The following is a 23,338-nucleotide window of genomic DNA, read 5'->3' on the forward strand; positions in this document are numbered from 1 at the left end:
CCGGGCAGGTGGAATGACATGAACATTTCCAACTTCTTCATCGATCGCCCGATTTTTGCGGGCGTTCTTTCTTTCGTCATCTTTCTCGGCGGCCTGATTGCCCTCACGGCGATGCCCGTCTCGGAATATCCGGACGTGGTACCGCCTTCGATCGTGGTGCGCGCGCAGTATCCGGGCGCCAATCCCAAGGTCATTGCGGAAACGGTGGCGACGCCGATCGAGGAATCGATCAACGGCGTCGAAGGCATGCTCTACATGGGCAGCCAGGCGACTGCCGACGGCCAGATGACACTGACCGTCACCTTCGCGCTTGGTACCGATCCAGACAAGGCGCAGCAGCTAGTACAGAACCGCGTCTCGCAGGCAGAACCGCGCCTGCCCGAGGAGGTGCGCAGTCTCGGCATCACCACGGTGAAAAGTTCGCCGGACCTGATGCTGGTCGTGAACCTCATCTCCCCCAACAACCGCTATGACATCACCTATCTGCGCAACTATGCCCTGATCAACATCAAGGATCGGCTTGCCCGCATCACTGGTGTCGGCGATGTGCAATTGTTTGGCTCGGGCGACTATTCGATGCGCATCTGGCTCGATCCGCAGAAGACCGCCGAGCTTGGTCTCTCGGCAACCGACGTTCTTAGCGAAATCCGCGCCCAGAACGTGCAGGCGGCTGCGGGCGTGATCGGTGCTTCACCGAGCCCCAACGACGTCAATCTGCAGCTGTCGGTCAACGCGCAGGGGCGGCTTCAGTCTGAAGAGGAATTCGGACAGATCATCGTCAAGACGGCGGCCAACGGGGCGATCACCCGGCTGAAGGACATTGCCCGCGTCGAGCTTGGCGCGGCGCAGTATTCGTTACGCTCGCTGCTCGACAACAAGCCTGCGGTGGCAATCCCGGTTTTCCAGGCGCCCGGTTCCAATGCGATCCAGATCGCGGACCAGGTCCGCAGCGTCATGGACGAGATGAAGCTGACCATGCCGGAGGGCGTCGACTACGAAATCGTCTACGATACGACGCAGTTCGTGCGCGCCTCGATCGAGGCCGTGGTTCATACGCTGCTTGAAGCTGTCGTTCTCGTCGTCCTCGTGGTCATTCTCTTCCTGCAGACGTGGCGCGCCTCGATCATTCCGCTGATCGCCGTGCCGATCTCGATCATCGGCACTTTTGCGGTGATGCATCTTTTCGGCTTTTCGGTGAATGCGCTCAGTCTCTTCGGTCTCGTCCTTGCCATCGGCATTGTCGTCGACGATGCGATCGTCGTCGTGGAAAATGTCGAGCGCAATATCGAGAACGGGCTTGCGCCCCGCCAGGCGACCATCCAGGCCATGCGCGAAGTTTCGGGACCGATCATCGCCATTGCGCTTGTGCTCGTCGCCGTGTTCGTGCCGCTCGCGTTCATCACCGGGCTGACCGGCCAGTTCTACCGGCAGTTCGCGCTGACGATCGCCATTTCGACCGTCATCTCGGCGTTCAACTCGCTGACCCTGTCGCCTGCCCTCGCCGCCCTGCTCCTCAAGGGACATGACGCCCCGAAGGACCGGCTGACACGGTTTATGGACGCGTCGCTGGGCTGGCTGTTCCGTGGCTTCAATGCCGTCTTCACACGCGGCGCCAATGGCTATAGCCGGGGCGTGCGCGGTGTCATTTCGCGCAAGACGTTGATGATGGCGATCTACCTCGTCCTCATCGGCGCGACGGCGTTCATGTTCAAGAGCGTTCCCGGCGGCTTCGTTCCGCCGCAGGACAAGCAATATCTGGTCGGCTTCACCCAGTTGCCGGATGGCGCCACCCTTGACCGGACCGAGGCGGTCGTCCGCCGCATCGGCGACATCGCGCTGAAGATCCCGGGCGTCCAGAGCACTATTGCTTTCCCGGGCCTCTCGATCAACGGCTTCACCAACAGCGCCAATGCCGGTATCGTCTTCGTCTCGCTCAAGCCCTTCGAAGAGCGCAAGACGCCGGAACTCAGCGCCGGAGCGATTGCGATGCAGCTCAACCAGCAACTGTTCGGCATCCAGGAGTCGTTCAGCGCCGTGTTCCCGCCTCCGCCGGTGCAGGGTCTCGGTGCGATCGGCGGCTTCAAGTTGCAGATCGAAGACCGTAACGGCCTCGGCTACCAGGCGCTCGACGACGCAACCAAGGCATTCCTCGGCAAGGCGGCAGCGGCTCCGGAGCTGACAGGCCTCTTCTCCAGCTACCAGATCAACGTTCCGCAGCTTTACGCAGATGTCGATCGCGCCAAGGCGCGCCAGCTCAACGTATCGCTGCCGGAGATCTTCAACACGCTGCAGATCTATCTCGGTTCCGTTTACGTCAACGACTTCAACAAGTTCGGCCGTACCTATTCGGTGCGGATGCAGGCGGAGTCGAATTTCCGGGCGAAGGCCGAGGATATCGGCGACCTCAAGGTACGCTCGGGAACTGGCGAGATGATCCCGCTTTCCGCCCTGATCAAGGTCGATTCCAGTGCGGGCCCCGACCGGGTGATGCGGTATAACGGCTTCCTCTCCGCCGATGTGAACGGCAATGCCGCGCCCGGATATTCGTCCGGTCAGGCTCGCGCAGCTGTCGAGAAGATCGCCGCCGAGACGCTGCCGGCAGGCATCGGTTTCGAATGGACCGAACTGACGTACCAGGAGATCATTGCCGGCAACTCCGCCTATCTGATCTTTCCGCTGTCGATCCTTCTCGTGTTCCTTGTACTTGCGGCCCAGTATGAGAGCATGGCCTTGCCGCTGTCGATCATCATGATCGTGCCGCTCGGGCTCCTCGCTGCCTTGACCGGCGTCTGGCTGACGGCTGGCGACAACAACGTGTTCACGCAGATCGGGTTGATCGTTCTGGTCGGTCTGTCGGCCAAGAACGCGATCCTGATTGTCGAATTTGCGCGCGAGCTCGAATTTGCGGGGGCGACACCCTTCAAGGCCGTCGTCGAAGCGAGCAGGTTGCGCCTGCGCCCGATCCTGATGACGTCCCTCGCCTTCATCATGGGCGTCGTACCGCTGGTTACCTCGACCGGGGCGGGCGCTGAAATGCGCAGCGCCATGGGCGTCGCGGTCTTTGCCGGCATGATTGGCGTGACCCTGTTCGGACTGTTCATGACCCCGGTCTTCTACGTTCTGGTCCGGGCGCTCAGCGGGAATCGGCCTTTGCGTCATGCGACGCATGGGAGCCATTTCGAAGCAACATCAGGCCATAATTCGGACGTGATTCTTCCGGCCCCGTCGCCGGCAGAGTAAAAAAACGCGGCGGCGCGGGCTTAATCCCACCCGCGCCGCTCGAATCAAAGCATTGATCCAGCATCGATTTTTTCCGCCAGAAGGCGTCCAGCGCGAATTTCAATTTGGTTATGGAACTTTTTGGGTGACAAAAGGTTTCAAACTGTTACAGTTATGTGACCGCCGAATTCGGCACTGACGATCATGATCCTACCGCCTGTCGCGGGGGTCGTTAAAATCAGGAGAACGCCTTGAGCAGCTTTGCCGCAGCCAATGATAATCGGAAGGTCAGCGACGGATTTATCCCTTTCGTTGTCTTTGTGTTTCTGACCGAAGTCGCAGCAACTTTCCTGCTGACCGTGCCCAATTGGTATTGAGGCCGCAAAACACGTCCCAAGGTTTTTCCATACTGCCGATCCTGGCGGGCGCCATCGTGCTTTTGATGATTGGCGGCTTGTTGTTTATCTGAAGACGCCCTCCCCCATCTTATTTCATATGCCCAAAGTCTGACTGTTCAACCTGCCAGCCAAGCGACATAATGGCGGCGGCCAGTTGCGTGACGGCCCTTGCCAACCCCGTCCAGCCTCAACCGCAATACCGTGCCCGCGGACGGATGATCTCTCCGCTCTGCACTTGTTCGATCGCGTGTGCGATCCACCCCACCATCCGTCCGGTTGCGAAGATGGTGAACGCGGCGCGCTCCGGCAGGTCTCGCGATATACTCAATGCGGCCAGCGCTGTATCAATATTTGGCAGCACGCCCAGATGCCGGGACAGAGACCAAACAGCGACCACAGGCGGGGCATCCGGCGCGAGGCGATCCAGAATGAACCGCGCTCTCGGATCGCCGTCGGGATACAGAGGATGCCCGAAGCCGAAGCCATAAGGCGGTTGCCCGGCTTGCTCAGTCAGAAAGCCTTCCATGTCTCCGTCCTGCGTGGCCTGCAGCGCATGCCGTGCCAGCGATGCGACACCGCCATGCCGGGGGCCACTGAGCGTCGCGAGACCGCAAAGCAACGCAGCCGCGAGGCTCGCCCCCGTCGATGCAGCGATCCGCACGGAGAAAGTCGATGGGTTCAACTCGTGATCGCTCAGTAGGACCAGTGCACGGCGCAGATCATCGCATCCCTGCGCGTCTGTCCCCCAAGCCTGGCCCAACCGCAGATGAATTGGCCCGGATGCTGGTGCGCCAAGCAGGGCATTCGTCACATCGGAGATCAGCCTACCCCCCTCGCGAGCGATGCCTTCGGGCGTAAGATCTTGCATCGCGGAGGCCTTCGGAATGCTGAGCGCAAGCGTTTCCAGCGCCCGACTGACCGGATCCGGCAAAAAACTCGCGACATCGCTCGCGGCAAAATCAACCGCGCCAACCGTCCATAGATGCGCGGCCATATCCTCAAGCGTCAGGATGTTCGCACACTCCTCAATCGACCTTCCACGCAGCCAAATCATGCCCTCCCGCACCTCGGATATCGCGGTGGCAAGTATAGGTTGCCCCCAGCGAAGCGCCTGTTCGGCAACTTCTGCGCGGGCTCGCGGGCGGTGGTTCTGTTGCAGCAGGGCTTCCACGTCAGAGCGCGCGTAAAGGCTACGCCGCGCGTCCCCGGCATCAGCCTGAGCACGCAGAAGGCTGCGGCTGACATAGGAGTAGAGCGTCTGAGGTTTGACTCCAAGCAATGCGCAGGCCGTGCGGGTATCGAGCCAGTCCAGCGATTTCATATTGATTATATTGATCAAGATTTACAGCCTGTCAATTGGACGATTTTATGCGCCTTTCACGGCAAGGAGGCACCAATGACGGATGATTTCGAGCGGCAGATCGACGAGGCGCTGGGCCTTGATCTTTCTCCAGACATCGACGTGTTGCAATGCGCTGGCGGCGAACTCAGATCCTGTTTTCGGGTGTCGGATCTGGCAGAAGCCGCATTCCGGGTCGCGGCAAGGGAACTCGCTGCGTTGACTGGCGCGCGCGAAGTCTCGGTTGACCGTCGGTTGGCGCTGATGTGGTTCGGCATGACGCTGAGGCCTTCGGGCTGGAGCCTCCCCGCGGCCTGGGATCCGATATCGGGCGATTACCAGACCGCAGATGGCTGGCTCCGGTTGCACACCAATGCCCCACATCACCGCGATGCCGCGCTGCAGGTGCTGGGCTGCGGTGCTGATAGCGCACGTGTTTCCAAGGCGGTAGTTGCTTGGCGGAAAGGGGTGCTGGAAGATGCGGTCGTGGCGGCTGGCGGCGCGGCCGCGGCCATGCACAGTCTGGAGGAATGGGCGGGGCATCCGCAGGGGCGGGCAGTGGCCGCTGAACCATTGATCACCTGGCGGCAAAGCGGACAGGGGTGCCGGTTCACGGGCCTGCGCGGTCGACGGGTGCTTGACCTAACCCGGGTGCTGGCCGGCCCGGTTGCGACCCGGTTCCTTGCAGGATTTGGCGCGCAGGTCCTGCGCATCGACCCGCCCGGCTGGCATGAACCGGGTGTGGAACCGGAAGTTACTCTCGGAAAGCGCCGGGCGGGGTTGGATTTGCACCTGGCGGACGATCGCCGCATATTCGAGACCCTGCTTTCCGAAGCCGATGTTCTGGTGCACGGCTACCGCCCCGGCGCGCTCGATAAACTGGGCTACGACGATGAACAGCGGGAGCGCCTGTCGCCCGGCCTGATCGATGTCAGCCTGAATGCCTATGGCTGGAGCGGGCCATGGAAAAGTCGGCGCGGCTTCGACAGCTTGGTCCAGATGAGTTGCGGGATTGCCTACGAGGGAATGCGGCGGGCCACGGCAGACCGGCCGGTGCCGCTTCCAGTACAGGCGCTTGATCACGCGACAGGATATCTGATGGCCGCAACGGTCCTGCGTGCTTTACGCCAGTGCCAGTCGACTGGCGTCAGCTTATCCGCCCGCGTGTCTCTCGCCCGAACCGCGGCAATGCTGACCGCCGCAGGTGCCCGCGATTTTCAAGGCTCTGCACTTGATGAAAGCATAGCCGATTTGGCGCCTGCCCTCGAAGCCACGGCTTGGGGACCGGCCAGGCGACTAAAATTCCCAGTCCGCCTTGAAGGCAAGTCGCCAGAATGGGCGGCGCCCGCTGGATCTTTGCGGGACGATACCCCAAGCTGGTGATCCTTTGGGGTCATTTATTCATACCGGTCCGCCAATCTCGTCTCATCCCCGAAGTTTCGCACGCATTACACCTCCTAAGTCGACAACTGACTAAAGGTCCTGAAGGAGGGCAGGCGCGCCATCGCCAGAAGGCGGATGCACCAGCGCATGCCGCCCGGCGCGCCAGAAATGGTTATTCTTGATCGCGAGAGACCAGCGGGAGAACGCTGGACATGACGGAAGATGGAGAATTGGATGCCGAACGTCTTTCGAAGCTCGCGGAGCTTGGAAAGGGGGATCACGAACGCGGCTCAAAGCAGCCTCTGCACGGCTTGTTGTTTATCTGAAGACGCCCTCCCCCATCTTATTTCATATGCCCAAAGTCTGACTGTTCAACCTGCCAGCCAAGCGACATAATGGCGGCGGGCCGACAAGTTCGTATTCTGGTGGCCCAGGAGGGACAGATGAGATTTACGGTGTTGTTCGCGCTCTTGCTGCTGCTGTTCGTTGCCGCATGTCAGACCATCACCCCCGAACAGCAGCGGGCCATGGACAACCAGAAGTGTGCCTCCTTCGGCTTCAAGCGCGGTACGACCGCCTTCTCAAACTGCCTGCTCCGCCTCGATCTCGACCGGCGTGCCGATCGTCGTGCGCAGATGCAATTCAACCAGCCCGTGTTCATTTACGGACCGCCCTATTACGGACCCGGCTGGTGGTAGGAGCGATGGCGAAAGCCAATCAAAACCTCTCATGAGTCTGTCATCGGACTGAGGCACCAGCAATTCCGGCCATCACGATCTTATGACTCGCGCGTGTGCTTGTACCGCCAAAGCCCGGGGCATAACTTGGCTGTTGAACGCGCCGCCGATAACGTGCAGCCTGCATGCAAATTACTCTGACCTGGGAGATTTAAAATGCAGCTTGGCATGATTGGGCTGGGGCGCATGGGCAGCAACATGACGCAGCGCCTGTTGAAACACGGCCACGAGCTGGTGGTCTACGATACAAGAGCCGAGAGCGTAGCCGAACTGCAGCGGCTCGGAGCGGATGGCTCGACCGTGCTCGAGGAATTCGTGGCAAAGCTGTCGCGTCCGCGTGCGGTATGGCTGATGCTGCCCGCAGCTGTGGTGGATACGGTGCTCGCCAAGCTGGTACCGCTGCTCGAGAAGGATGATATCGTCATCGACGGCGGCAATTCCTATTACCACGACGACATCCGGCGCGGCGCGGCGCTTAAATCATCCGCCATCCATTATGTTGATGTCGGGACGAGTGGCGGCGTGTTCGGCCTTGAACGGGGTTACTGCCTGATGATCGGCGGGGAACCGGACATCGTGCAGCACCTTTCGCCTATCTTCGCAGCACTCGCGCCGGGAAAGGGCGATCTGCCCGAGACCGAGAGCCGCCGTGCCATGCTGGCGGGCGAAAGCACCGCAGATCAGGGTTTTCTCCATTGCGGCCCGCACGGCGCCGGTCACTTCGTCAAGATGGTGCATAATGGCATCGAATACGGCCTGATGGCCGCCTATTCGGAGGGGCTGAACATCCTGCGCAATGCCGATATTGGCCTGCGCTCGCACGAGGCGGATGCCGAGACGACACCGCTCAAGAACCCTGAACATTATCAGTATCAATTCAATCTTCCCGACATTGCTGAAGTCTGGCGGCGTGGCAGCGTGATAAGTTCATGGCTGCTCGACCTCACGGCCGACGCGCTTTACGAAGATCCGGGCCTCGCCGGCTATGCGGGGCATGTGTCGGATTCCGGCGAAGGCCGCTGGACGCTGATTGCCGCCATCGACGAGGCGGTGCCCGCCCCTGTGCTCGGCGCCGCGCTGATCGAGCGCTTCAGTTCACGCGGCAATGCCGATTTCGCCAACAAGGTTCTGTCCGCCATGCGCCGTGAATTTGGCGGACACGTGGAAAAGCAGGCCAAGCCCGGCGGGCAATAGGGTTGCGCCGGCTGCCTGTCTGACAGGAGCAGAAACATGGCTAGGATAACATCGAGATTTGGCTTCCCGGCAGCGCTGTTGGGAGGAGTGCTTTCGCTCGCCTTCCCGCTCGCGGTTCACGCAGAGAACACAATGTCCAAGCAGACGGCAGCAACGCCAGCCACCAAACGCGTCAACGTTCGCGGCGCGATCGAAAGCTTGAGCGACACTGCGATCGTGGTGAAAACTCGCGAAGGACCCGATGCGACCGTTGCCTTGAGTGACGGCTGGCAGGTCGGCGGCGTCGCCAAGGCTTCGATCGACGATATCAAGAAGGGCGATTTCGTCGGCATAACCAATGTGCCGAAAAGCGAAGGTGTTGCGAGCGCCGTCGAGGTCGTGATCTTCCCGGCCGCTCTCAAAGGCACGGGCGAAGGCGACCGGCCCTGGGATCTGAAGCCGAATAGCAGCATGACCAACGCGACGGTCGCCGATGCGGTCGAGGACATCGACGGACGGACGCTGACGGTCGTCTATCACGGTACGGAAAAGAAGATCGCTATCCCTGATGGAACGCCCATCGTTACCCTGGCCAAAGCCAGCAAGGATGACCTGAAGCCCGGCGCCACGGTATTCATCTCAGCCGAGCGCGGCAATGGCGACAGCCTTTCGACCAAGCGCATCGTCGTCGGGACCAACGGTATCGTTCCGCCGATGTAATGAATGGGATCGCGCGCGTGCGCGGCCCATTATCCGCGGCCAGACAGACTTGTGACTGTCCTTTGCGGGGCTGGCCGCGGATGCTCGCGAAAAGCCGCGGTGATGGCCCGAAGCGCTTCCCGGCTCTTCGGATCCGTCAGGGAAGAGTGCAAGACAATCGACAGGGAAGGCAACGGCGGCAGCGCAAATCTTTCGCTGACGTCCACGACATCGGCCGGCGCCAGCCTATGTGGAAATGCGGCGACGGCAAGCCCTGCCGAGAGGGCGGCGACAATTGCGGACGTGCTTCCAATGAAAACCTCCGTCCACGAAATCGCCGCCCGATCCAGCAGGCTGGTCGAAACGTCGCGAACGACGCAGCTAGGTGAGAGCCCGGCAATGCGCAAGGGTTCGCCCTTGCAGTGAACGAATCCCGGCGCGGCGAACCACCCGAAATGCTCGGGTCCCAGGGTTTCGCCATCGCGCCTGTCATCATCGCTGCGGATTATGACCGCATCGAGTGAACCGGCATCGTACAAATCCAAAAGCGACCGCGAACTGTCGACACGAACCTCGATTATCAGTGTCGGATCCAGCGACTTCAGCTTTGCCAATAACGATGATACCTCCGGGCCCATGACATGGCTCGCTATGCCAAGCGCAAAGCGCCGGCGGGAGGCGGTCAGATCGGCCAATGCCCTTTCATGGGCAGTAAGAAAGGCCCGCGCCGATTGAATGAACATCTCGCCCTGGGCCGAGAGCCTGACCTGGCGCGGCGTTCGCTCCAGCAATTTTTGCCCCAGCCGGTCCTCCAGTCGTTTCAGCTTTACGCTGATTGCGCCCTGAGTCGTTCCCAGCACCTCCGCTGCACGCGTGAAGCTTTGAAAATCGGCAATGGTCACGAAGGCTCGTACGGCATCCACTTCAAGTGAAATCACTTCTATCATCCAGATTTGTTATCACTGATATACGTTATCATACGATTGTGTTGTCATCAACTTCGCGACATTTTGCTCGTCGGTGTTCCCTCGCAGCCAAGGTACTGGCCGCTCATTCGATCAAGGCAATCATGACAACCGACGTTTCAAGAAATACGATGGCGCTGGCCGCCGTCTGCTTGTCCGCGCTTATGCTCGGGCTCGAAATCTCCAGCATTCCCTCCATCCTGCCGACGCTCCAGAGCGTTCTGCCGGCAAGCTTCAAGGAGCTTCAATGGATAATGAATGCCTATACGATCGCCATGTGCACGGTGTTGATGGCGATGGGCGCGCTGGCGGATCGTTTTGGCCGCAAGCGGATTTTCCTGATCGGGATATTTGTCTTTGGCGCGGCATCTTTCGCTTGCGGTCGGGCTAACACCCCATCGCTGCTCATCGGTGCACGCTTTCTGCAAGGCGCAAGCGGCGCCGCAATGCTGGCGTGTCAGGTCGCCGTTCTTTCGGACCAGTTTCGCAGCGGCAAGGAAAGGGCACGCGCATTTGGCTGGTGGGGCATCATTTTCGGGATCGGGCTCGGCTTTGGTCCCATTATTGGAAGCCTGATCGCGAGCTTTGCAGGCTGGCAATGGGTATTCCTGATCCACACGGTGCTTGCGGTCGGCACCGCTTTTCTTACGCTCGCGGGCGTGGTCGAGTCGCGCGATCCGCACGCGACGCGGATCGACTTTGCCGGCATGGCGACCCTCTCGCTATCCGTGTTCTGCCTTGTCTACTTCATCACCCAGGGGCAAGCCATTGGATTGACCAGTCTGCACGGGTTGGCAATTCTGGCATCGAGCAGCATCAGCCTGCTGGCATTCATCGTCATCGAGAACTCGATTGCCCGGCCGATGTTCGACTTCCGCGTTTTTAAAGTGCGCCTCTTCTCCGGTGCTCTCTTGGGATCGAGCGGCATGAACTTCAGCTTCTGGCCATTCGTCATCTACTTGCCGATCTTCCTGCAGGCGGTCCTAGGCTACGACAGTATCGAAGCAGGGTTCATTCTGCTTGCCTACACGGTTCCCAGCCTTGTCGTTCCCCCGCTTGCCGAGCGCCTGCTCCTGCAGCGGGGACCGCGCTTCGTCATTCCTCTCGGCCTCTTTACGATCGGTACGGGCTTTCTGCTGATGCGCTTTGCGACGTTCGGTGATCAAGCTGGCATTGCGATTGTGCCCGGCTGCATTGTTGCCGGGATCGGATTGGGATTGACGAATACGCCCGTCACCAACACCGCCACCGGCGCACTGCCCGTCGAACGCGCGGGCATGGCATCGGGAATGGACATGAGCGCCCGCATGATCTCGCTGGCGGTCAACATCGCTTTGATGGGCTTCATACTCGTTCTGGGCATTTCCGGCGCCCTCGCCCCGAATTTTCCCGCATCTGCGGCCCTGATCGATGCCATAGCCGCCGGCAATTTCTCCGAGGCAGGCGCCGCAGGCGTTTCACACGTAAAAGCGATAGGCGCGTTGAACGATGGTTTTGGCTGGGTAATGCTCTATGGCGCAGCTGCCGCCTGGATTATGGGCGCATTCAGTTTAACGGTTCTCCCCCGACGCTGCGACAAAGTCGGGTTGGCTGCGGCGTCGGGGAGCTAGGTGCGGGCCCGCCTTGCAAGGCGGGCCTCAGGATCTCGTAGACCTTATCGATGTGCCGCCGCCTCGCTGTCGAGATGGGCCATCTGGACCGCAGCATAGCGGTCGCCGGCTGCGGCACCCTTGGGCACGGCCTTTTCGATAGCCGCAAGGTCATCGCGGCTGAGGCTTGCATCGAGAGCACCAAGCGTTTCAGCAAGACGATCGCGGCGGCGCGCGCCCATGACAGGGAAAATATCGCTCCCCTGCGCTACGACCCAGGCAATGGCGATCTGCGCGACTGACACGCCCTTTGCGTCCGCGATCTTCTTCAGCGCCTCGACGAGCGCCAGGTTGGCGTCAACATTTTCCGCCTGGAAACGGGGATTATGGGCACGCCAGTCACCGGTCTGCGCGCTCTCCTTCGTCCAGTGGCCACTGATCAGCCCCCGCGACAGCACGCCATAGGCTGTGATGGCAATGCCAAGTGAGCGGCAGGTCTCAAGGATATTGTCCTCGATGCCACGCGAAATCAGTGAATACTCGATCTGCAAATCGACGACTGGATGGACCGCGGCAGCACGACGGATCGTTTCCGAGCCTACTTCGGAAAGACCGATATGCCTGACGTAGCCAGCTTTCACGAGGTCGGCAATTGCGCCTATCGTTTCTTCGATCGGTACGGCAGGGTCGAGCCGCGCGGGGCGATAAATATCGATGTAATCGACACCGAGGCGCTGCAGCGAATAGGCTGCGAAGTTTTTCACGGCCTGCGGCCGTCCGTCAAAGCCGGTCCAGCCGCCTGCTGGGTCGCGCAGCCCGCCGAACTTGACGCTTAGCACCGCGTCCTGACGCCTGGCGCCCTTCAGCGCCTCGGCAATGAGCAATTCGTTGTGACCCATTCCGTAGAAATCGCCGGTGTCGATGAGGTTGATACCCGCATCGAGCGCGGCGTGGATGGTGGCAATGCTTTCAGCGCGATCTGACGGCCCGTACATGCCCGACATGCCCATGCAGCCGAGCCCGATCTGCGATACGCGCGGCCCGGTCTTTCCAAGTTGATGATGTTGCATTTCGTTCAATTCCTTTGCCTCGGTTGGAAGCAATATAGGCTCTCTGTATTTGTGCGATAATCCGCTATATTGTGCATGGGTTGTTCGGAAAATTGCACAATGTCGGATCCTGATCTCTCTGATCTCAGCGCGCTGGTTGCGGTGGCGCAGACGCGGAATTTCCGCGCCGCAGCGACGATGCGCGGCGTGTCCGCCTCCGCGCTGAGCGAAGCCATACGCCGCCTTGAGGCCCGTATCGGCGTGCGGCTTCTCAACCGCACCACGCGGAGCGTTACCCCGACCGAGGCCGGCAAACTCCTCATCGAACGATTAACGCCGGCCCTTGGCGAGATCGCCGGCGCGCTCGACAGCATGAACAGTTTCCGCGACAGTCCGACGGGGACGCTCAAGCTCAATGTTCCGGTCATCGTAGCGGAACGGATCTTGCCGCCAATCATCAACGCTTTTCTTGCGGCCCATCCAGGTATCACGCTCGAGATCACCGCCTCCGACACATTCATCGACGTGCTCGCCGCTGGGTTCGACGCCGGCATCCGTTATGATGAACGTATCGAGCGCGACATGATCGCAATCCCAATCGGGCCCCCGACCCAGCGGTTCGTCGCAGCGGCGGCGCCCTCCTACCTTTCGGCCCACGGCGTCCCCGCCCATCCGCGCGACCTGGTGAACCATGCCTGTATCCGTCACCGCTTCAGCAGTGGCTACATTCCGCATTGGGAATTCGAACGGAATGGACAAGTGATCAAGGTGACGCCCAAGGGCCCACTCATTGCGTCGACAGCCGAAATGGAGGTCAAAGCAGCGATCGATGGTCTGGGGCTGGTCTATACATTTGAGGAATTTCTTGCCGAAGCGCTCGCCAGCGGCGCGCTGGTCGCGGTCCTCAGCCCATATTGGCAGAGCTTTACCGGCCCCCGCCTTTACTATCCAAGCCGCAAACACATGCCGGCACCGTTGCGCGCATTCGTCGACTTCATAAAGGCATCCGCTAAATCGCCGTCAAAATAGAACCGCTGGCCTTGCATCGCAGCGGCGACTATGCCATGACGCGCCTCCCTTGCCGGGTGCGCATTTCGCATCCGCTGAATTCCGACCTTAATGACATCACGCGATAGAAGGAGCGCTGCCATGGCACACGCGCTGGGCTTTGATTTCGGCACGACCAATACGGTCATGGCGCTCGCGGAGGGCCGTTCGACACGCTCCCTTGCCTTCACCAGCACGGCCGGCACCGCCGACAGCATGCGCACCGCCCTCTCCTTCATGAAGGACCCGCGCGCTGGCGCCGCGGCCCTCAAAGTCGAGGCCGGCCACGCTGCCATCCGCCAGTTCATCGATCATCCCGGCGAATGCCGTTTCCTGCAGTCGATCAAGACATTTGCCGCAAGCCCCCTGTTTCAGGGCACGCTGATCTTCGCCAAGCGCCAGACCTTCGAAGACCTGATGGAGATTTTCCTGCGTCGGCTCAGGACTTATGCCGGCGATCACTGGCCGGCCGATATATCGCGGATCGTCACCGGACGGCCCGTGCATTTCGCCGGCGCCAATCCCGATCCGCAACTGGCCGTCGAACGTTACAACGCGGCGCTGACCCGCTTCGGCTTCCCAGAAATTCATTTCGTCTACGAGCCTGTGGCCGCGGCCTTCTACTTCGCCCAGAACCTGAAATCCGACGCAACAGTGCTCGTTGCCGATTTCGGCGGCGGCACGACCGACTATTCGATCATCCGCTTCGAAACGACCGGCGGCAAACTCAGCGCCACTCCAGTCGGACATTCAGGCGTCGGCATTGCCGGCGACCATTTCGACTATCGAATGATCGACCAGATCGTCGCGCCGCAGATCGGAAAAGGCAGCTTCTTCAAGAGCTTCGACAAGACACTGGAAGTACCCTCCTCCTGGTATGCCAATTTCGGCCGCTGGAACCAGCTTTCGATCTTCAAGACCTCGAAGGAATTTTCGGCGCTGAAGAAACTTGTCCGGGATAGCCTCGATCCGGAACGGCTCGAACTCTTCGTCGATCTCGTCGAACATGACGAGGGCTACCCGCTCTACCAGGCAGTCTCCGCCACCAAGATCGCGCTTTCGTCCGGCGATGAAGCGGCGTTCGATTTCGCACCGCTTGGTCGCGGCGGCCACAAGACGATCCGGCGCGCCGACTTCGAGTCGTGGATCGCGGGCGACCTTGCCCGCATTGAAGGCGCGCTCGACGACGTTCTCGAAAAGACGGCGACGCCTGCCGGGGCAATCGACAAGGTATTCCTGACCGGCGGCACCTCGTTCGTGCCCGCCGTGCGGCGCATCTTTACCGAGCGCTTCGATCACAGCCGCATTGAGACCGGCGGTGAACTCCTGTCTATCGCCCATGGGCTCGCACTCATTGGAGAGCGCGACGACGTCAGGCAGTGGGCCGTCTAGACCGCTTTTCGCTCGGTCGCAAAGATCAGCAGAACCAAAAGGCCAAGGGCCGCACCTGACGCTGCCGTCGCCCACCAGCCGCCATAGAAATAGGTTGCCGCCGCAAGCGCGGATCCCGCCGAGCCAAGCAGAAAAACGATCGTCATATAGACGGCATTCAAGCGTCCGCGCGCATGGTCGTTCAGCGAGAAGATGATGCGCTGGCTGAGGATCTGGTTGGTCTGCACGGCGCTGTCGATGAAGATCGCCGAAAGCACCAGCGCAGCGATGGAAATAGCGGTGCCCGCCCAACCTGCCACAAGAAACCAGATCGTCAGCGTGATCATGGCGATCGCAGTCCCGCGTTGCGTGTGGCCGCGATCGGCAAGCCGCCCGGCGATCGGCGCCGCTGCCGCGCCCGCTGCTCCGGCGAGGGCGAAGAGAGCGATCTGACGCTGGCTGTAACCAAATCTTTCAGTCAGCAGCAGCGGGATCGCCGTCCAGAACAGGTTGAAGCTCGCAAAGATAATGCCCTGGTAGATTGCCCGGCGCTGCAGGGCGGGTGTGGTCACCAGCAGATGCGCCATGGATTTCAGGATTGCGCCGTAGCCAATTGAACCGTGGAGACGGCGGAGCGGGAGCGCAATGCGCAGTAGGGCGAGGACGACGAGCATGGCCCCCGCGGAAATCCAGAATATAGCCCGCCAGCCGAACTCCGAGGCAACAAGGTTGGCAAGCGGCCGCGCCAGCATGATGCCGGTCAGCAGACCGGCCATGACGTTGCCGATGGTGCGCCCGCGCGATGCCGCCGGCACCAGATGCGAGGCGAAGGGTACGAGCACCTGCGCGCCGCAGGCAAAAAAGCCGATAGCAAAGGAAAAGAACAGAAATGTCGTTGCCGATCCGGACATGGCAGCGCCGGCAAGCCCGATCGCCGTGCCAGCCAGAGTTAGAAGGACGAGGAGACGATTTTCAACAAGATCGGCAAGGGAGACCAGGAAGAGCAGTCCGGCACCATAACCGAGCTGAGTCACCGTGACGATGAAGCCAGCCATGCCGCCATGCATGTCGAGGTCGGTGCTGATCAGGCCGATCAAGGCCTGCGCATAGTAGATATTGCCTACCATCGCCCCGCAGGCGAAAGCGAACAGAAACGTAAGAGCCGGCGAAAGTCCCGGCAATTCGGGCGTGTCCGTGATGGCAGTTTCAATTTGGGCGGCGTCGCGGGAATGGGGCATCAAAATCGATCTTTCGAGACCGGCGCTCCACCTTCGCCGGTTGTGTGTGGCTTATAGATGTGGCTCGATCAGGGAAAGATCGGCCTGCGACAGGCGATCGGACGCGGTGCGCGCCTGATGCCAATAGGGATAGATCAACGGCAGAAGGCTCACCTTGTCGAGCCTTTCCCGCTCCTCGGAAGTCAGGCTGATTTCAGCGGCCCTGAGATTGTCCGCAAGTTGCTCGTCCGTGCGCGCGCCGACTATCACGGACGTGATGCCCGAGCGCCCGAGCAGCCAGGCTAGCGCGATCTGCGCCGCAGACACATCGCGGCTTTCTGCGATTTCAACCAGCACGTCGACAATATCGTAGAGCCGCTCCTGGTCGCGGATAGGCGGTTCGCCCCAATTGGCGAGTTGCCGCGTGCCTTCGGGCGCGTCCTTGTCGCGGCGATATTTGCCGGAAAGCAGGCCACCGGCGAGCGGGCTCCAGACAAGCACGCCGAGCTGCTGGTCGAGCGTTGCCGGAATGAGCTCATACTCGGCTTCGCGGGCTTCGAGACTGTAGTGAATCTGCTGGCTGATCGGCGCTATGTAGTTCTTGAGCGCCGCGGTGCCGATTGCCTTCATGAGGTGCCATGCCGAGAAATTCGAAACGCCGGCATAGCGCACTTTTCCGGATCGGATAAGCGTGTCGAGCGCCTCAAGCGTTTCATCGATCGGCGTCAGCCCGTCCCACTGGTGCAATTGGTAAAGGTCGATATGGTCGGTGCCAAGCCGCTTCAGGCTGGCCTCGGCCGCGCGGATAATGTGGTAACGCGACAGGCCGGCATCGTTGATTTCGGAGCCCATCCGGAACCGCGCTTTGGTGGCGATCAGGACGCTGTCGCGCTTGCCTTTCAGGGCCTGGCCCACGATCTCCTCCGAGGCGCCGGCCGAATAGATATCCGCCGTATCGAAAAGGTTGATGCCGGCGTCGAGGGCCATGCCGATCTGACGCTTCGCGCCTTCAAGGTCCGTGTCGCCGGTCTTGGCGAAATTGCCCTTGCCGCCCATGGTCATCGTACCGAGGCTCAAGCAAGACACGATGAGGCCGGAGCGGCCAAGCTGACGATACTCCATGTCGGACTCCCTGATGATGCAGATGGGCTGCGCCGGAACGTGACGAAGGGCCTATCTATAAGTGGCGGGCGCGCAGATGTCGCCCCCAGATTGAACCGGATGACGCAAATGTGCACCGTGAGCAACTGCAAAACACTACGAAGCCGGTTGCAGGCGCAACCGGCTTCGGGCCGTGATCGACAGCTATCGGTTTAACGCACCCAAACGACGCGTCTCGTGCTCCGGTCGATGAGCGCTGGCCTCTGGTCGACGTAGACGTAGGAATAGCGCGGCTGGTCCGGGATATCGTTGAGCATTACATCTCCCGGAATGACCGTGCCGCTCGAAACGGGACCATCGATCATCACGGTGTCGACCGGATGTCGCTCAATATAGGTTATCGCATCGTCCGGCACGGCTTTTGAACTTTCGGACAGGTAGACCACCTGGCGGCTGCGCATCGATACGATCACCGGACGACCGTTGACGTAGACATAGCCAAAATCGGGATTATCCGGAATTTCGTGGATAACGATCCTCTCCGGCACGACATAGCCCTGTGAAACACTGTCGTCGAGCACCACCGGATCGGACGGATTCGCGATCACGTAGTCACGGGCGCCCTGCGGCACTTCCACGAGCACGTCCTGCGCAAGGGCGAAACCGGTCGTTGCAAACAACGCGGCTGCCGTCAGTGTGAGAACCTTGTTCATTGTGACCTCTCCTGTTTCATTCGCAGGGAAAACCCCGCGGGGGCCGATATGGTTCCGAGAAAATGGCAGGCGCATTGGCTTCACGGCTTGTTGTGTTGAACCTTCGGGTCGGTTATGGCCGTAAATGACGCAGACGAAACGCCAAAACAGGATCGCCATGAAGTATCCGTGGAATGATCGAGCCGGTAAGCCATCGGTCATCAAGATCGCGGCGCTGGCGGTCGCTTTTCTGCCTCTGTTGTGGATTGCTGCAAGCTACAAGACCAACATTCTGGGGCCCCGGCCAATAACCCAGGCGATCCACGAGACCGGCGATTGGGCCATCCGTTTCTTTCTGGTCTCGCTGACGATTTCACCACTTCGCGCCATTACGCGTTGGTCGAAGCTCATTCTTGTCCGGCGCATATTGGGGCTGACGGCCCTTGCCTACGCGCTCCTGCATTTCTCGCTCTACATCGTCGATCAGAACTTCAACCTTTCAAGGGTCGCCACCGAAATCTGGCTGCGCATCTACCTGCTTATCGGTTTTGTCACCCTCCTCGGATTGGTAGCGCTCGGCGTCACCTCGACGGATGCCATGATCCGGCGCATGGGGAAAAACTGGAACAGGCTGCACCGTCTGGCTTATCCGCTGGCCGCCCTCGGTATCCTGCATTTCTTCATGCAGTCGAAGGCCGATGTGACGGAGCCCACCTTAATGGCGGGGCTTTTGCTCGCGCTTCTCGCCTATCGCGTGGCCAAGGTGTGGGATTTTGATATAGCGGCAGTACCGACGCTCATCGCCATCGCCGTCATCGCGGCGTTTGGAACAGTCCTCATCGAATATGCCTGGTTCGCCGTTGCGACGCGGATCCCCCCGTCCCGCGTCCTCCTCGCCAATCTCAGTTTCAGCCACTCGATCCGGCCAACCTGGTGGGTCCTGATGGCCTGTCTGATACCCGCCTTCTGGGCGGCGATAAGACCGATGATTGGCAATGATGGCCGCAAGATCAATCCGCTATCGGCCAAGTAAACGCAGAAGTTTTGCTTTTCACCGACGCAAAAACTGCTATCGCTTTTGCCATGGAACCGCAATTTACCCCCCTCATCGACTCCTTGCCCTCGACAGTGCCATTCGTCGGACCTGAAGCGCTCGAGCGCAAACGCAACCGCATTTTCCGGGCGCGGCTTGGTGCCAATGAAAACAGTTTCGGTCCGGCGCCGTCAGTCATTGCCGCCATGCAGGAAAATGCGGCGGATGCCTGGAAATATGCCGATCCGGAGAACTTCGATCTGAAGCAGGCGCTGGCTGCCCATCTCGGTGTGGCGCCGGGCAACGTCGTCGTCGGCGAAGGCGTCGATACGCTGCTCGGGCTTGCGGTGCGCCAATATGTTCAGCAGGGTACGCCCGTCGTCACCTCCCTCGGCGCCTATCCGACATTCAATTTCCATGTCGCGGGATTTGGCGGACGACTGGTCACGGTGCCTTATCGCGATGACAGGGAAGACCTTGACGCTCTGCTTGACGCCGTCGAGCGCGAAAACGCACCGCTGGTCTATTTCTCCAATCCAGACAACCCGATGGGAACGTGGTGGGCGGCGGCGGATATTGAACGTTTCATCGCAAGGCTGCCTACCACGACGATGCTGATCCTCGACGAGGCCTATGGCGAAACCGCGCCTGCCTCTGCCATGCCGCCGATCGACGTTTCGCGCCCCAACGTGTTGCGCATGCGCACATTCTCCAAGGCATATGGCCTTGCCGGCATGCGCTGTGGCTATGCCATCGGCGCTGAGCGGCAAATCCTTGCCTTCGACAAGATACGCAACCATTTTGGCATGAACCGGCTGACCCAGGCGGCAGCGCTCGCCGCGTTGAAGGATCAGGATTACCTGACGTCGGTCATCGCGCGGATCATAGCCGGTCGCGACCGTATCGCGCAGATCGCCGCGGAAAATGGCTTGAAGGCCATCCCGTCCGCCACGAATTTCGTCACCATCGATTGCGGCCGCGACGGGCCCTTCGCGCTCTCCGTCCTCAACGCGCTTATCGAGCGTGACGTCTTTGTGCGCAAGCCCATGGCGCCCGGGCTCGACCGCTGCATTCGGGTGAGTGTGGGGCTGGAACACGAACTCGATTATTTCGCCGAGCAGCTTTCGCTCGCCCTCGCCTCACTTGCTTGAAGCCTCAAAATCACGGAGAAACCCCGGTGGATATCAATCGCGCCTTTGTTGGCCTTGGCGGTCTTTTCGGAGCGGCGGGCATCGCCGCCTATGCGGCCGCGGCTCATAGCGCAAGCGGACATATGGCGACGATTGCGCCGATCCTTTTCATCCATGCGCCGGCGTTTCTTGCCCTCGCTATTCTCGCGAGGATGAGCAAGGCCGCCTATTTCGGCGGTCTGGTGCTGGTGCTCGGGCTCTTGTTCTTTATCGGCGATCTTGCGGCACGCGATTATACCGGCGACCGGCTCTTCGCGTTTGCAGCGCCGCTGGGCGGCTCACTGCTTATTCTTGGATGGCTGATCGTTGCGGCGACGGCTTTTCGCGGGCTGGATTTCAAAAGCCATAGATAAATGGCTCGCCATCGGCCAATTGTTTATGATTGCAAAGGCGCCGACGGCAGGCTCGAGAGGCGGGCAAGTCTGGCAATGTTCGGCAGGCTGTTAACGCGCCCGCGAAGCTCGCCGAAAGATTCGGCAGACCGCAACGGTTGACGCTTCCTTTCAGATAGAAAACATCTTCCCTCGGCCTCGCCGTATTCCCCGTCAAGATATCCCGCTTGCATCCACTTTTCGGAAGATTTTTCGAAAAACGCGATCCTCTTTTCTGGGAGATCGACTGTGCCACCGCCGCCGCATTTGGAGGAATGGATCGGCAACGGTTTCTGCGGCATCAGTTACCCTTGAGCCTCGCATTGCACGTCGAGTAATAGCCGCCGCCCTGCTGGATCCAGCGCAAGCCGCCCAAAGTGCCCTTCTCCTTGTTGGCGTGATATTGCTCGAGACAGGTGTGCATCCGCGCCTTGGCCGGCGTTTCTGAAGCAAATTTCGCCGCCACCGATGAGGGGTACGTCGCCTTGCCGGAGTTCAATGTCGCCGTGGTGTCGGTCTTCTTTGGCGACTTTTTCGGCTTTGCGACAGGTTCCTCCGCTGCTGTGGCATCGGATGGCTGGGCATCGGTTTCAGCTGCCGCTGTCGGCGTCTTTGCGGCATCGGACGCACAATTGGCCTTGCGAAAATCATTCCACGACACACCGGCTGCTTGACCTGCCGCCTGCGCAGCTTTGTATTTGACGCTGCATTCTTTCATGCTGAGAGCGCTGGCGGGCAAGGTGTAGTTCAAAGGAACGAGGACGGCGACGAGGGCAATAGTTTTGCGGGCGATTCGGTATTCGATCATGAAAACCTGCTCTGAAAATGAATCATCAAAAAGCTCTAACAGTGTGATCCTACATGCACCTTTCGCTCCTTGCCATGCAGACTTTCGTATAGGAAAAGTAGGGTTGAATTAATCGAACGATCGTTTTATTAACCCGCCATGGCACGAACCACAGGATCTGAAGGCGTTAAGACACGCAGCGCGATTGACGCGGCTGCGAAGCGTCTTATTGCGCGCGTCGGCTATGAGGCGATGTCGATGCGCCAGCTTGCCGATGAGGTTGGCGTCCAGTCGGCCGCCTTCTATCACTATTATCCCAACAAGCAGCAATTGCTGTTCTCGCTCATGCGGGCGCACATGGTCCGGTTGATCGACGCATGGGAGGAGACCAGCTCTGGCGTGGAAGACCCCGTCGAGCGATTCGCCGCTTTCATACGATTCCACATCACTTATCATGCCGATCGTCGCGATGACGTGCATATCGGCAATATGGAATTGCGCAGCCTGAACGCCGACAATCGCGCCGTGATCGTCGCCTTGCGCGGGCGATATGAGAACAGCTTGCGCGAAATTCTCGACGACGGGCTCGATGCCCGCCAGTTCGTCATCGATGACATTGCGCTGATGACACGCGCGATCATTGGAATGACGACCGGTATCAATCTCTGGTTCCGCAGCGATGACAGGCTTACTGTCACCGAGGTGGCGGAAAAATACGTTCAGATGGGATTGCGCCTTGTTGGCGCCAAGAAGATCGAGACAGCTACCACGGGAGGACGCAATGTATCAGTCAGGACTAAGGTTCGGAGTTTCTGAAGACATCGAGGCGCTGCGCGACACCGTACATCGTTTCGCCCAGGAGAAGATTGCGCCGCTCGCGTCGGAGATCGACCGTACCAACCAGTTTCCCATGCACCTGTGGCAGGAGATGGGTGCGCTCGGCCTTCTCGGCATGACTGTCAATCCTGAATTTGGTGGTTCCGGGCTCGGTTACCTCGCTCATGTGGTGGCGATGGAGGAACTGTCGCGCGCGTCGGCCTCGGTCGCCCTTTCCTATGGCGCGCATTCCAACCTCTGCGTCAACCAGATCAATCGCTGGGGCACCGACGAGCAAAAGGCAAAATTCCTGCCGAAACTCTGTACCGGCGAGAATGTGGGCGCACTTGCGATGTCGGAGCCGGGTTCCGGGTCGGACGTCGTTTCGATGAAGCTCCGGGCCGACAAGAAGAACGACCGCTACGTTCTCAACGGCAACAAGATGTGGATCACCAATGGTCCGGACGCCAATACGCTCGTCGTGTACGCCAAGACCGATGCTGCTGCCGGCTCGCGCGGCGTCACGGCTTTCCTGATAGAGAAGGAGTTCAAGGGGTTCAGCACGGCGCAGAAGCTCGACAAGCTCGGCATGCGCGGTTCGAACACCTGCGAACTCGTGTTCGAGGATTGTGAAGTCCCCTTCGAGAACGCCCTTGGCGAGGAAGGCAAGGGCGTCAAAATTCTGATGTCCGGCCTCGACTATGAGCGCGTCGTTCTTGCCGGCGGTCCGCTCGGCATCATGGCGGCCTGCCTCGATGTGGTCGTTCCCTATGTGCATGAGCGCAAGCAATTCGGCCAGCCGATCGGCGAGTTCCAGCTCATGCAGGGCAAGCTCGCCGATATGTATACGACGATGAACGCCTGCCGCGCCTATGTCTACGCGGTGGCGGCGGCCTGCGATCGCGCCGAAACTACCCGCAAGGACGCCGCCGGCTGCATTCTCTACGCCGCCGAAAAGGCAACGTGGTGTGCGCTCGAGGCCATCCAGGCGCTCGGCGGCAACGGCTACATCAACGACTATCCGACCGGCAGGCTTCTGCGCGATGCAAAGCTTTACGAAATCGGAGCCGGCACCAGCGAAATTCGCCGCATGCTGATCGGCAGGGAGATGTTTGCAGAGTCACAATAGCTGCCTGTCGCGTTTCGAGTCCCCGCTGCCAAT

At 60.3% G+C, this 23,338-nt stretch carries 22 protein-coding genes; 14 read left to right on the forward strand and 8 right to left on the reverse strand.

Annotated elements, in window-relative coordinates; translation table 11 throughout:
- Positions 1-18: 18 nt before the first annotated feature.
- Both BM074_RS01090 and BM074_RS23405 read left to right on the forward strand, forming a co-directional pair.
- Positions 19-3,240, forward strand: coding sequence for an efflux RND transporter permease subunit (locus BM074_RS01090; RefSeq protein ID WP_091919172.1), 3,222 nt, complete (start codon positions 19-21; stop codon positions 3,238-3,240).
- A gap of 230 nt (positions 3,241-3,470) precedes the next feature.
- A complete protein-coding gene (locus tag BM074_RS23405) occupies positions 3,471-3,596 on the forward strand; it encodes a hypothetical protein (RefSeq protein WP_255453099.1) in 126 nt (41 codons plus the stop codon).
- A 208-nt stretch (positions 3,597-3,804) separates the two neighbouring features.
- Here BM074_RS23405 and BM074_RS01095 read toward each other — a convergent pair whose 3' ends face one another.
- Entirely contained in the window at positions 3,805-4,956 is a 1,152-nt protein-coding gene (locus BM074_RS01095) for a citrate synthase family protein (RefSeq protein WP_081815739.1), read from the reverse strand.
- Between the two features lie 57 nt (positions 4,957-5,013).
- Here BM074_RS01095 and BM074_RS01100 point away from each other — a divergent pair, with 57 nt between their 5' ends.
- The 4 genes from BM074_RS01100 (at position 5,014) to BM074_RS01115 (ending at position 8,969) form a co-directional block, all read left to right on the forward strand.
- Complete coding sequence (locus tag BM074_RS01100) at positions 5,014-6,339, forward strand: CoA transferase (protein WP_091919174.1); 1,326 nt, start codon at positions 5,014-5,016, stop codon at positions 6,337-6,339.
- Positions 6,340-6,782: 443 nt separating this feature from the next.
- On the forward strand, positions 6,783-7,037 hold the full coding sequence (locus tag BM074_RS01105; protein ID WP_091919176.1) for a hypothetical protein: 255 nt from the start codon (positions 6,783-6,785) through the stop codon (positions 7,035-7,037).
- Between the two features lie 195 nt (positions 7,038-7,232).
- The gene (gene gnd, locus BM074_RS01110; RefSeq protein WP_091919178.1) at positions 7,233-8,270 is read left to right on the forward strand and encodes a phosphogluconate dehydrogenase (NAD(+)-dependent, decarboxylating); all 1,038 of its coding nucleotides are present in this window, start codon (positions 7,233-7,235) and stop codon (positions 8,268-8,270) included.
- A 132-nt stretch (positions 8,271-8,402) separates the two neighbouring features.
- Positions 8,403-8,969: a hypothetical protein gene (locus tag BM074_RS01115; RefSeq protein ID WP_244532759.1), complete on the forward strand. Its 567-nt coding sequence runs from the start codon at positions 8,403-8,405 to the stop codon at positions 8,967-8,969.
- 29 nt (positions 8,970-8,998) lie between these two features.
- Here BM074_RS01115 and BM074_RS01120 read toward each other — a convergent pair whose 3' ends face one another.
- Positions 8,999-9,895: a LysR family transcriptional regulator gene (locus BM074_RS01120; protein ID WP_091919182.1), complete on the reverse strand. Its 897-nt coding sequence runs from the start codon at positions 9,893-9,895 to the stop codon at positions 8,999-9,001.
- Positions 9,896-10,017: 122 nt separating this feature from the next.
- On the opposite strand from BM074_RS01120, the gene BM074_RS01125 reads away from it, so the two are divergent.
- Positions 10,018-11,523 (forward strand): MFS transporter, encoded by a 1,506-nt coding sequence (locus BM074_RS01125; RefSeq protein WP_244532705.1) that lies wholly within the window; start codon positions 10,018-10,020, stop codon positions 11,521-11,523.
- A gap of 44 nt (positions 11,524-11,567) precedes the next feature.
- Here BM074_RS01125 and BM074_RS01130 read toward each other — a convergent pair whose 3' ends face one another.
- The gene (locus tag BM074_RS01130) at positions 11,568-12,572 is read right to left on the reverse strand and encodes an aldo/keto reductase (protein WP_091921349.1); all 1,005 of its coding nucleotides are present in this window, start codon (positions 12,570-12,572) and stop codon (positions 11,568-11,570) included.
- A 99-nt stretch (positions 12,573-12,671) separates the two neighbouring features.
- Between BM074_RS01130 and BM074_RS01135 the strand changes: the two genes are divergently transcribed.
- A complete protein-coding gene (locus BM074_RS01135) occupies positions 12,672-13,580 on the forward strand; it encodes a LysR family transcriptional regulator (RefSeq protein WP_091919184.1) in 909 nt (302 codons plus the stop codon).
- Between the two features lie 120 nt (positions 13,581-13,700).
- A complete protein-coding gene (locus tag BM074_RS01140) occupies positions 13,701-14,990 on the forward strand; it encodes an Hsp70 family protein (protein WP_091919186.1) in 1,290 nt (429 codons plus the stop codon).
- On the opposite strand, the gene BM074_RS01145 is transcribed toward BM074_RS01140, so the two are convergent.
- The 3 genes from BM074_RS01145 to BM074_RS01155 form a co-directional block, all read right to left on the reverse strand.
- Complete coding sequence (locus BM074_RS01145; RefSeq protein WP_091919188.1) at positions 14,987-16,207, reverse strand: MFS transporter; 1,221 nt, start codon at positions 16,205-16,207, stop codon at positions 14,987-14,989. The two genes, BM074_RS01140 and BM074_RS01145, sit on opposite strands and share 4 nt — an antisense overlap.
- A gap of 51 nt (positions 16,208-16,258) precedes the next feature.
- Positions 16,259-17,308: an aldo/keto reductase gene (locus tag BM074_RS01150; protein ID WP_091919190.1), complete on the reverse strand. Its 1,050-nt coding sequence runs from the start codon at positions 17,306-17,308 to the stop codon at positions 16,259-16,261.
- 191 nt (positions 17,309-17,499) lie between these two features.
- Positions 17,500-18,000: a DUF1236 domain-containing protein gene (locus tag BM074_RS01155; protein ID WP_027229903.1), complete on the reverse strand. Its 501-nt coding sequence runs from the start codon at positions 17,998-18,000 to the stop codon at positions 17,500-17,502.
- 124 nt (positions 18,001-18,124) lie between these two features.
- Between BM074_RS01155 and BM074_RS01160 the strand changes: the two genes are divergently transcribed.
- The 3 genes from BM074_RS01160 to BM074_RS01170 are packed head-to-tail and all read left to right on the forward strand — an operon-like array spanning position 18,125 to position 20,555.
- Positions 18,125-19,012 (forward strand): protein-methionine-sulfoxide reductase heme-binding subunit MsrQ, encoded by an 888-nt coding sequence (locus BM074_RS01160; RefSeq protein ID WP_091919192.1) that lies wholly within the window; start codon positions 18,125-18,127, stop codon positions 19,010-19,012.
- A gap of 50 nt (positions 19,013-19,062) precedes the next feature.
- Positions 19,063-20,163, forward strand: a complete 1,101-nt coding sequence (locus BM074_RS01165; protein WP_091921351.1) for a pyridoxal phosphate-dependent aminotransferase — start codon at positions 19,063-19,065, stop codon at positions 20,161-20,163.
- Between the two features lie 26 nt (positions 20,164-20,189).
- Entirely contained in the window at positions 20,190-20,555 is a 366-nt protein-coding gene (locus BM074_RS01170; protein WP_091919194.1) for a DUF423 domain-containing protein, read from the forward strand.
- Positions 20,556-20,578: 23 nt separating this feature from the next.
- On the opposite strand, the gene BM074_RS01175 is transcribed toward BM074_RS01170, so the two are convergent.
- Both BM074_RS01175 and BM074_RS01180 read right to left on the reverse strand, forming a co-directional pair.
- Positions 20,579-20,875: a hypothetical protein gene (locus BM074_RS01175; RefSeq protein WP_091919196.1), complete on the reverse strand. Its 297-nt coding sequence runs from the start codon at positions 20,873-20,875 to the stop codon at positions 20,579-20,581.
- Positions 20,875-21,381, reverse strand: a complete 507-nt coding sequence (locus BM074_RS01180) for a hypothetical protein (RefSeq protein WP_091919198.1) — start codon at positions 21,379-21,381, stop codon at positions 20,875-20,877. The genes BM074_RS01175 and BM074_RS01180 overlap by 1 nt, the downstream gene beginning before the upstream one ends.
- A gap of 138 nt (positions 21,382-21,519) precedes the next feature.
- On the opposite strand from BM074_RS01180, the gene BM074_RS01185 reads away from it, so the two are divergent.
- Positions 21,520-22,176 (forward strand): TetR/AcrR family transcriptional regulator, encoded by a 657-nt coding sequence (locus tag BM074_RS01185; RefSeq protein WP_091919200.1) that lies wholly within the window; start codon positions 21,520-21,522, stop codon positions 22,174-22,176.
- Complete coding sequence (locus tag BM074_RS01190) at positions 22,142-23,305, forward strand: isovaleryl-CoA dehydrogenase (RefSeq protein WP_091919202.1); 1,164 nt, start codon at positions 22,142-22,144, stop codon at positions 23,303-23,305. Before BM074_RS01185 ends, BM074_RS01190 begins: the two co-directional genes overlap by 35 nt.
- Positions 23,306-23,338 lie beyond the last annotated feature (33 nt).

This window comes from Phyllobacterium sp. CL33Tsu, from assembly GCF_900113985.1.
Lineage (GTDB): Bacteria > Pseudomonadota > Alphaproteobacteria > Rhizobiales > Rhizobiaceae > Phyllobacterium > Phyllobacterium pellucidum.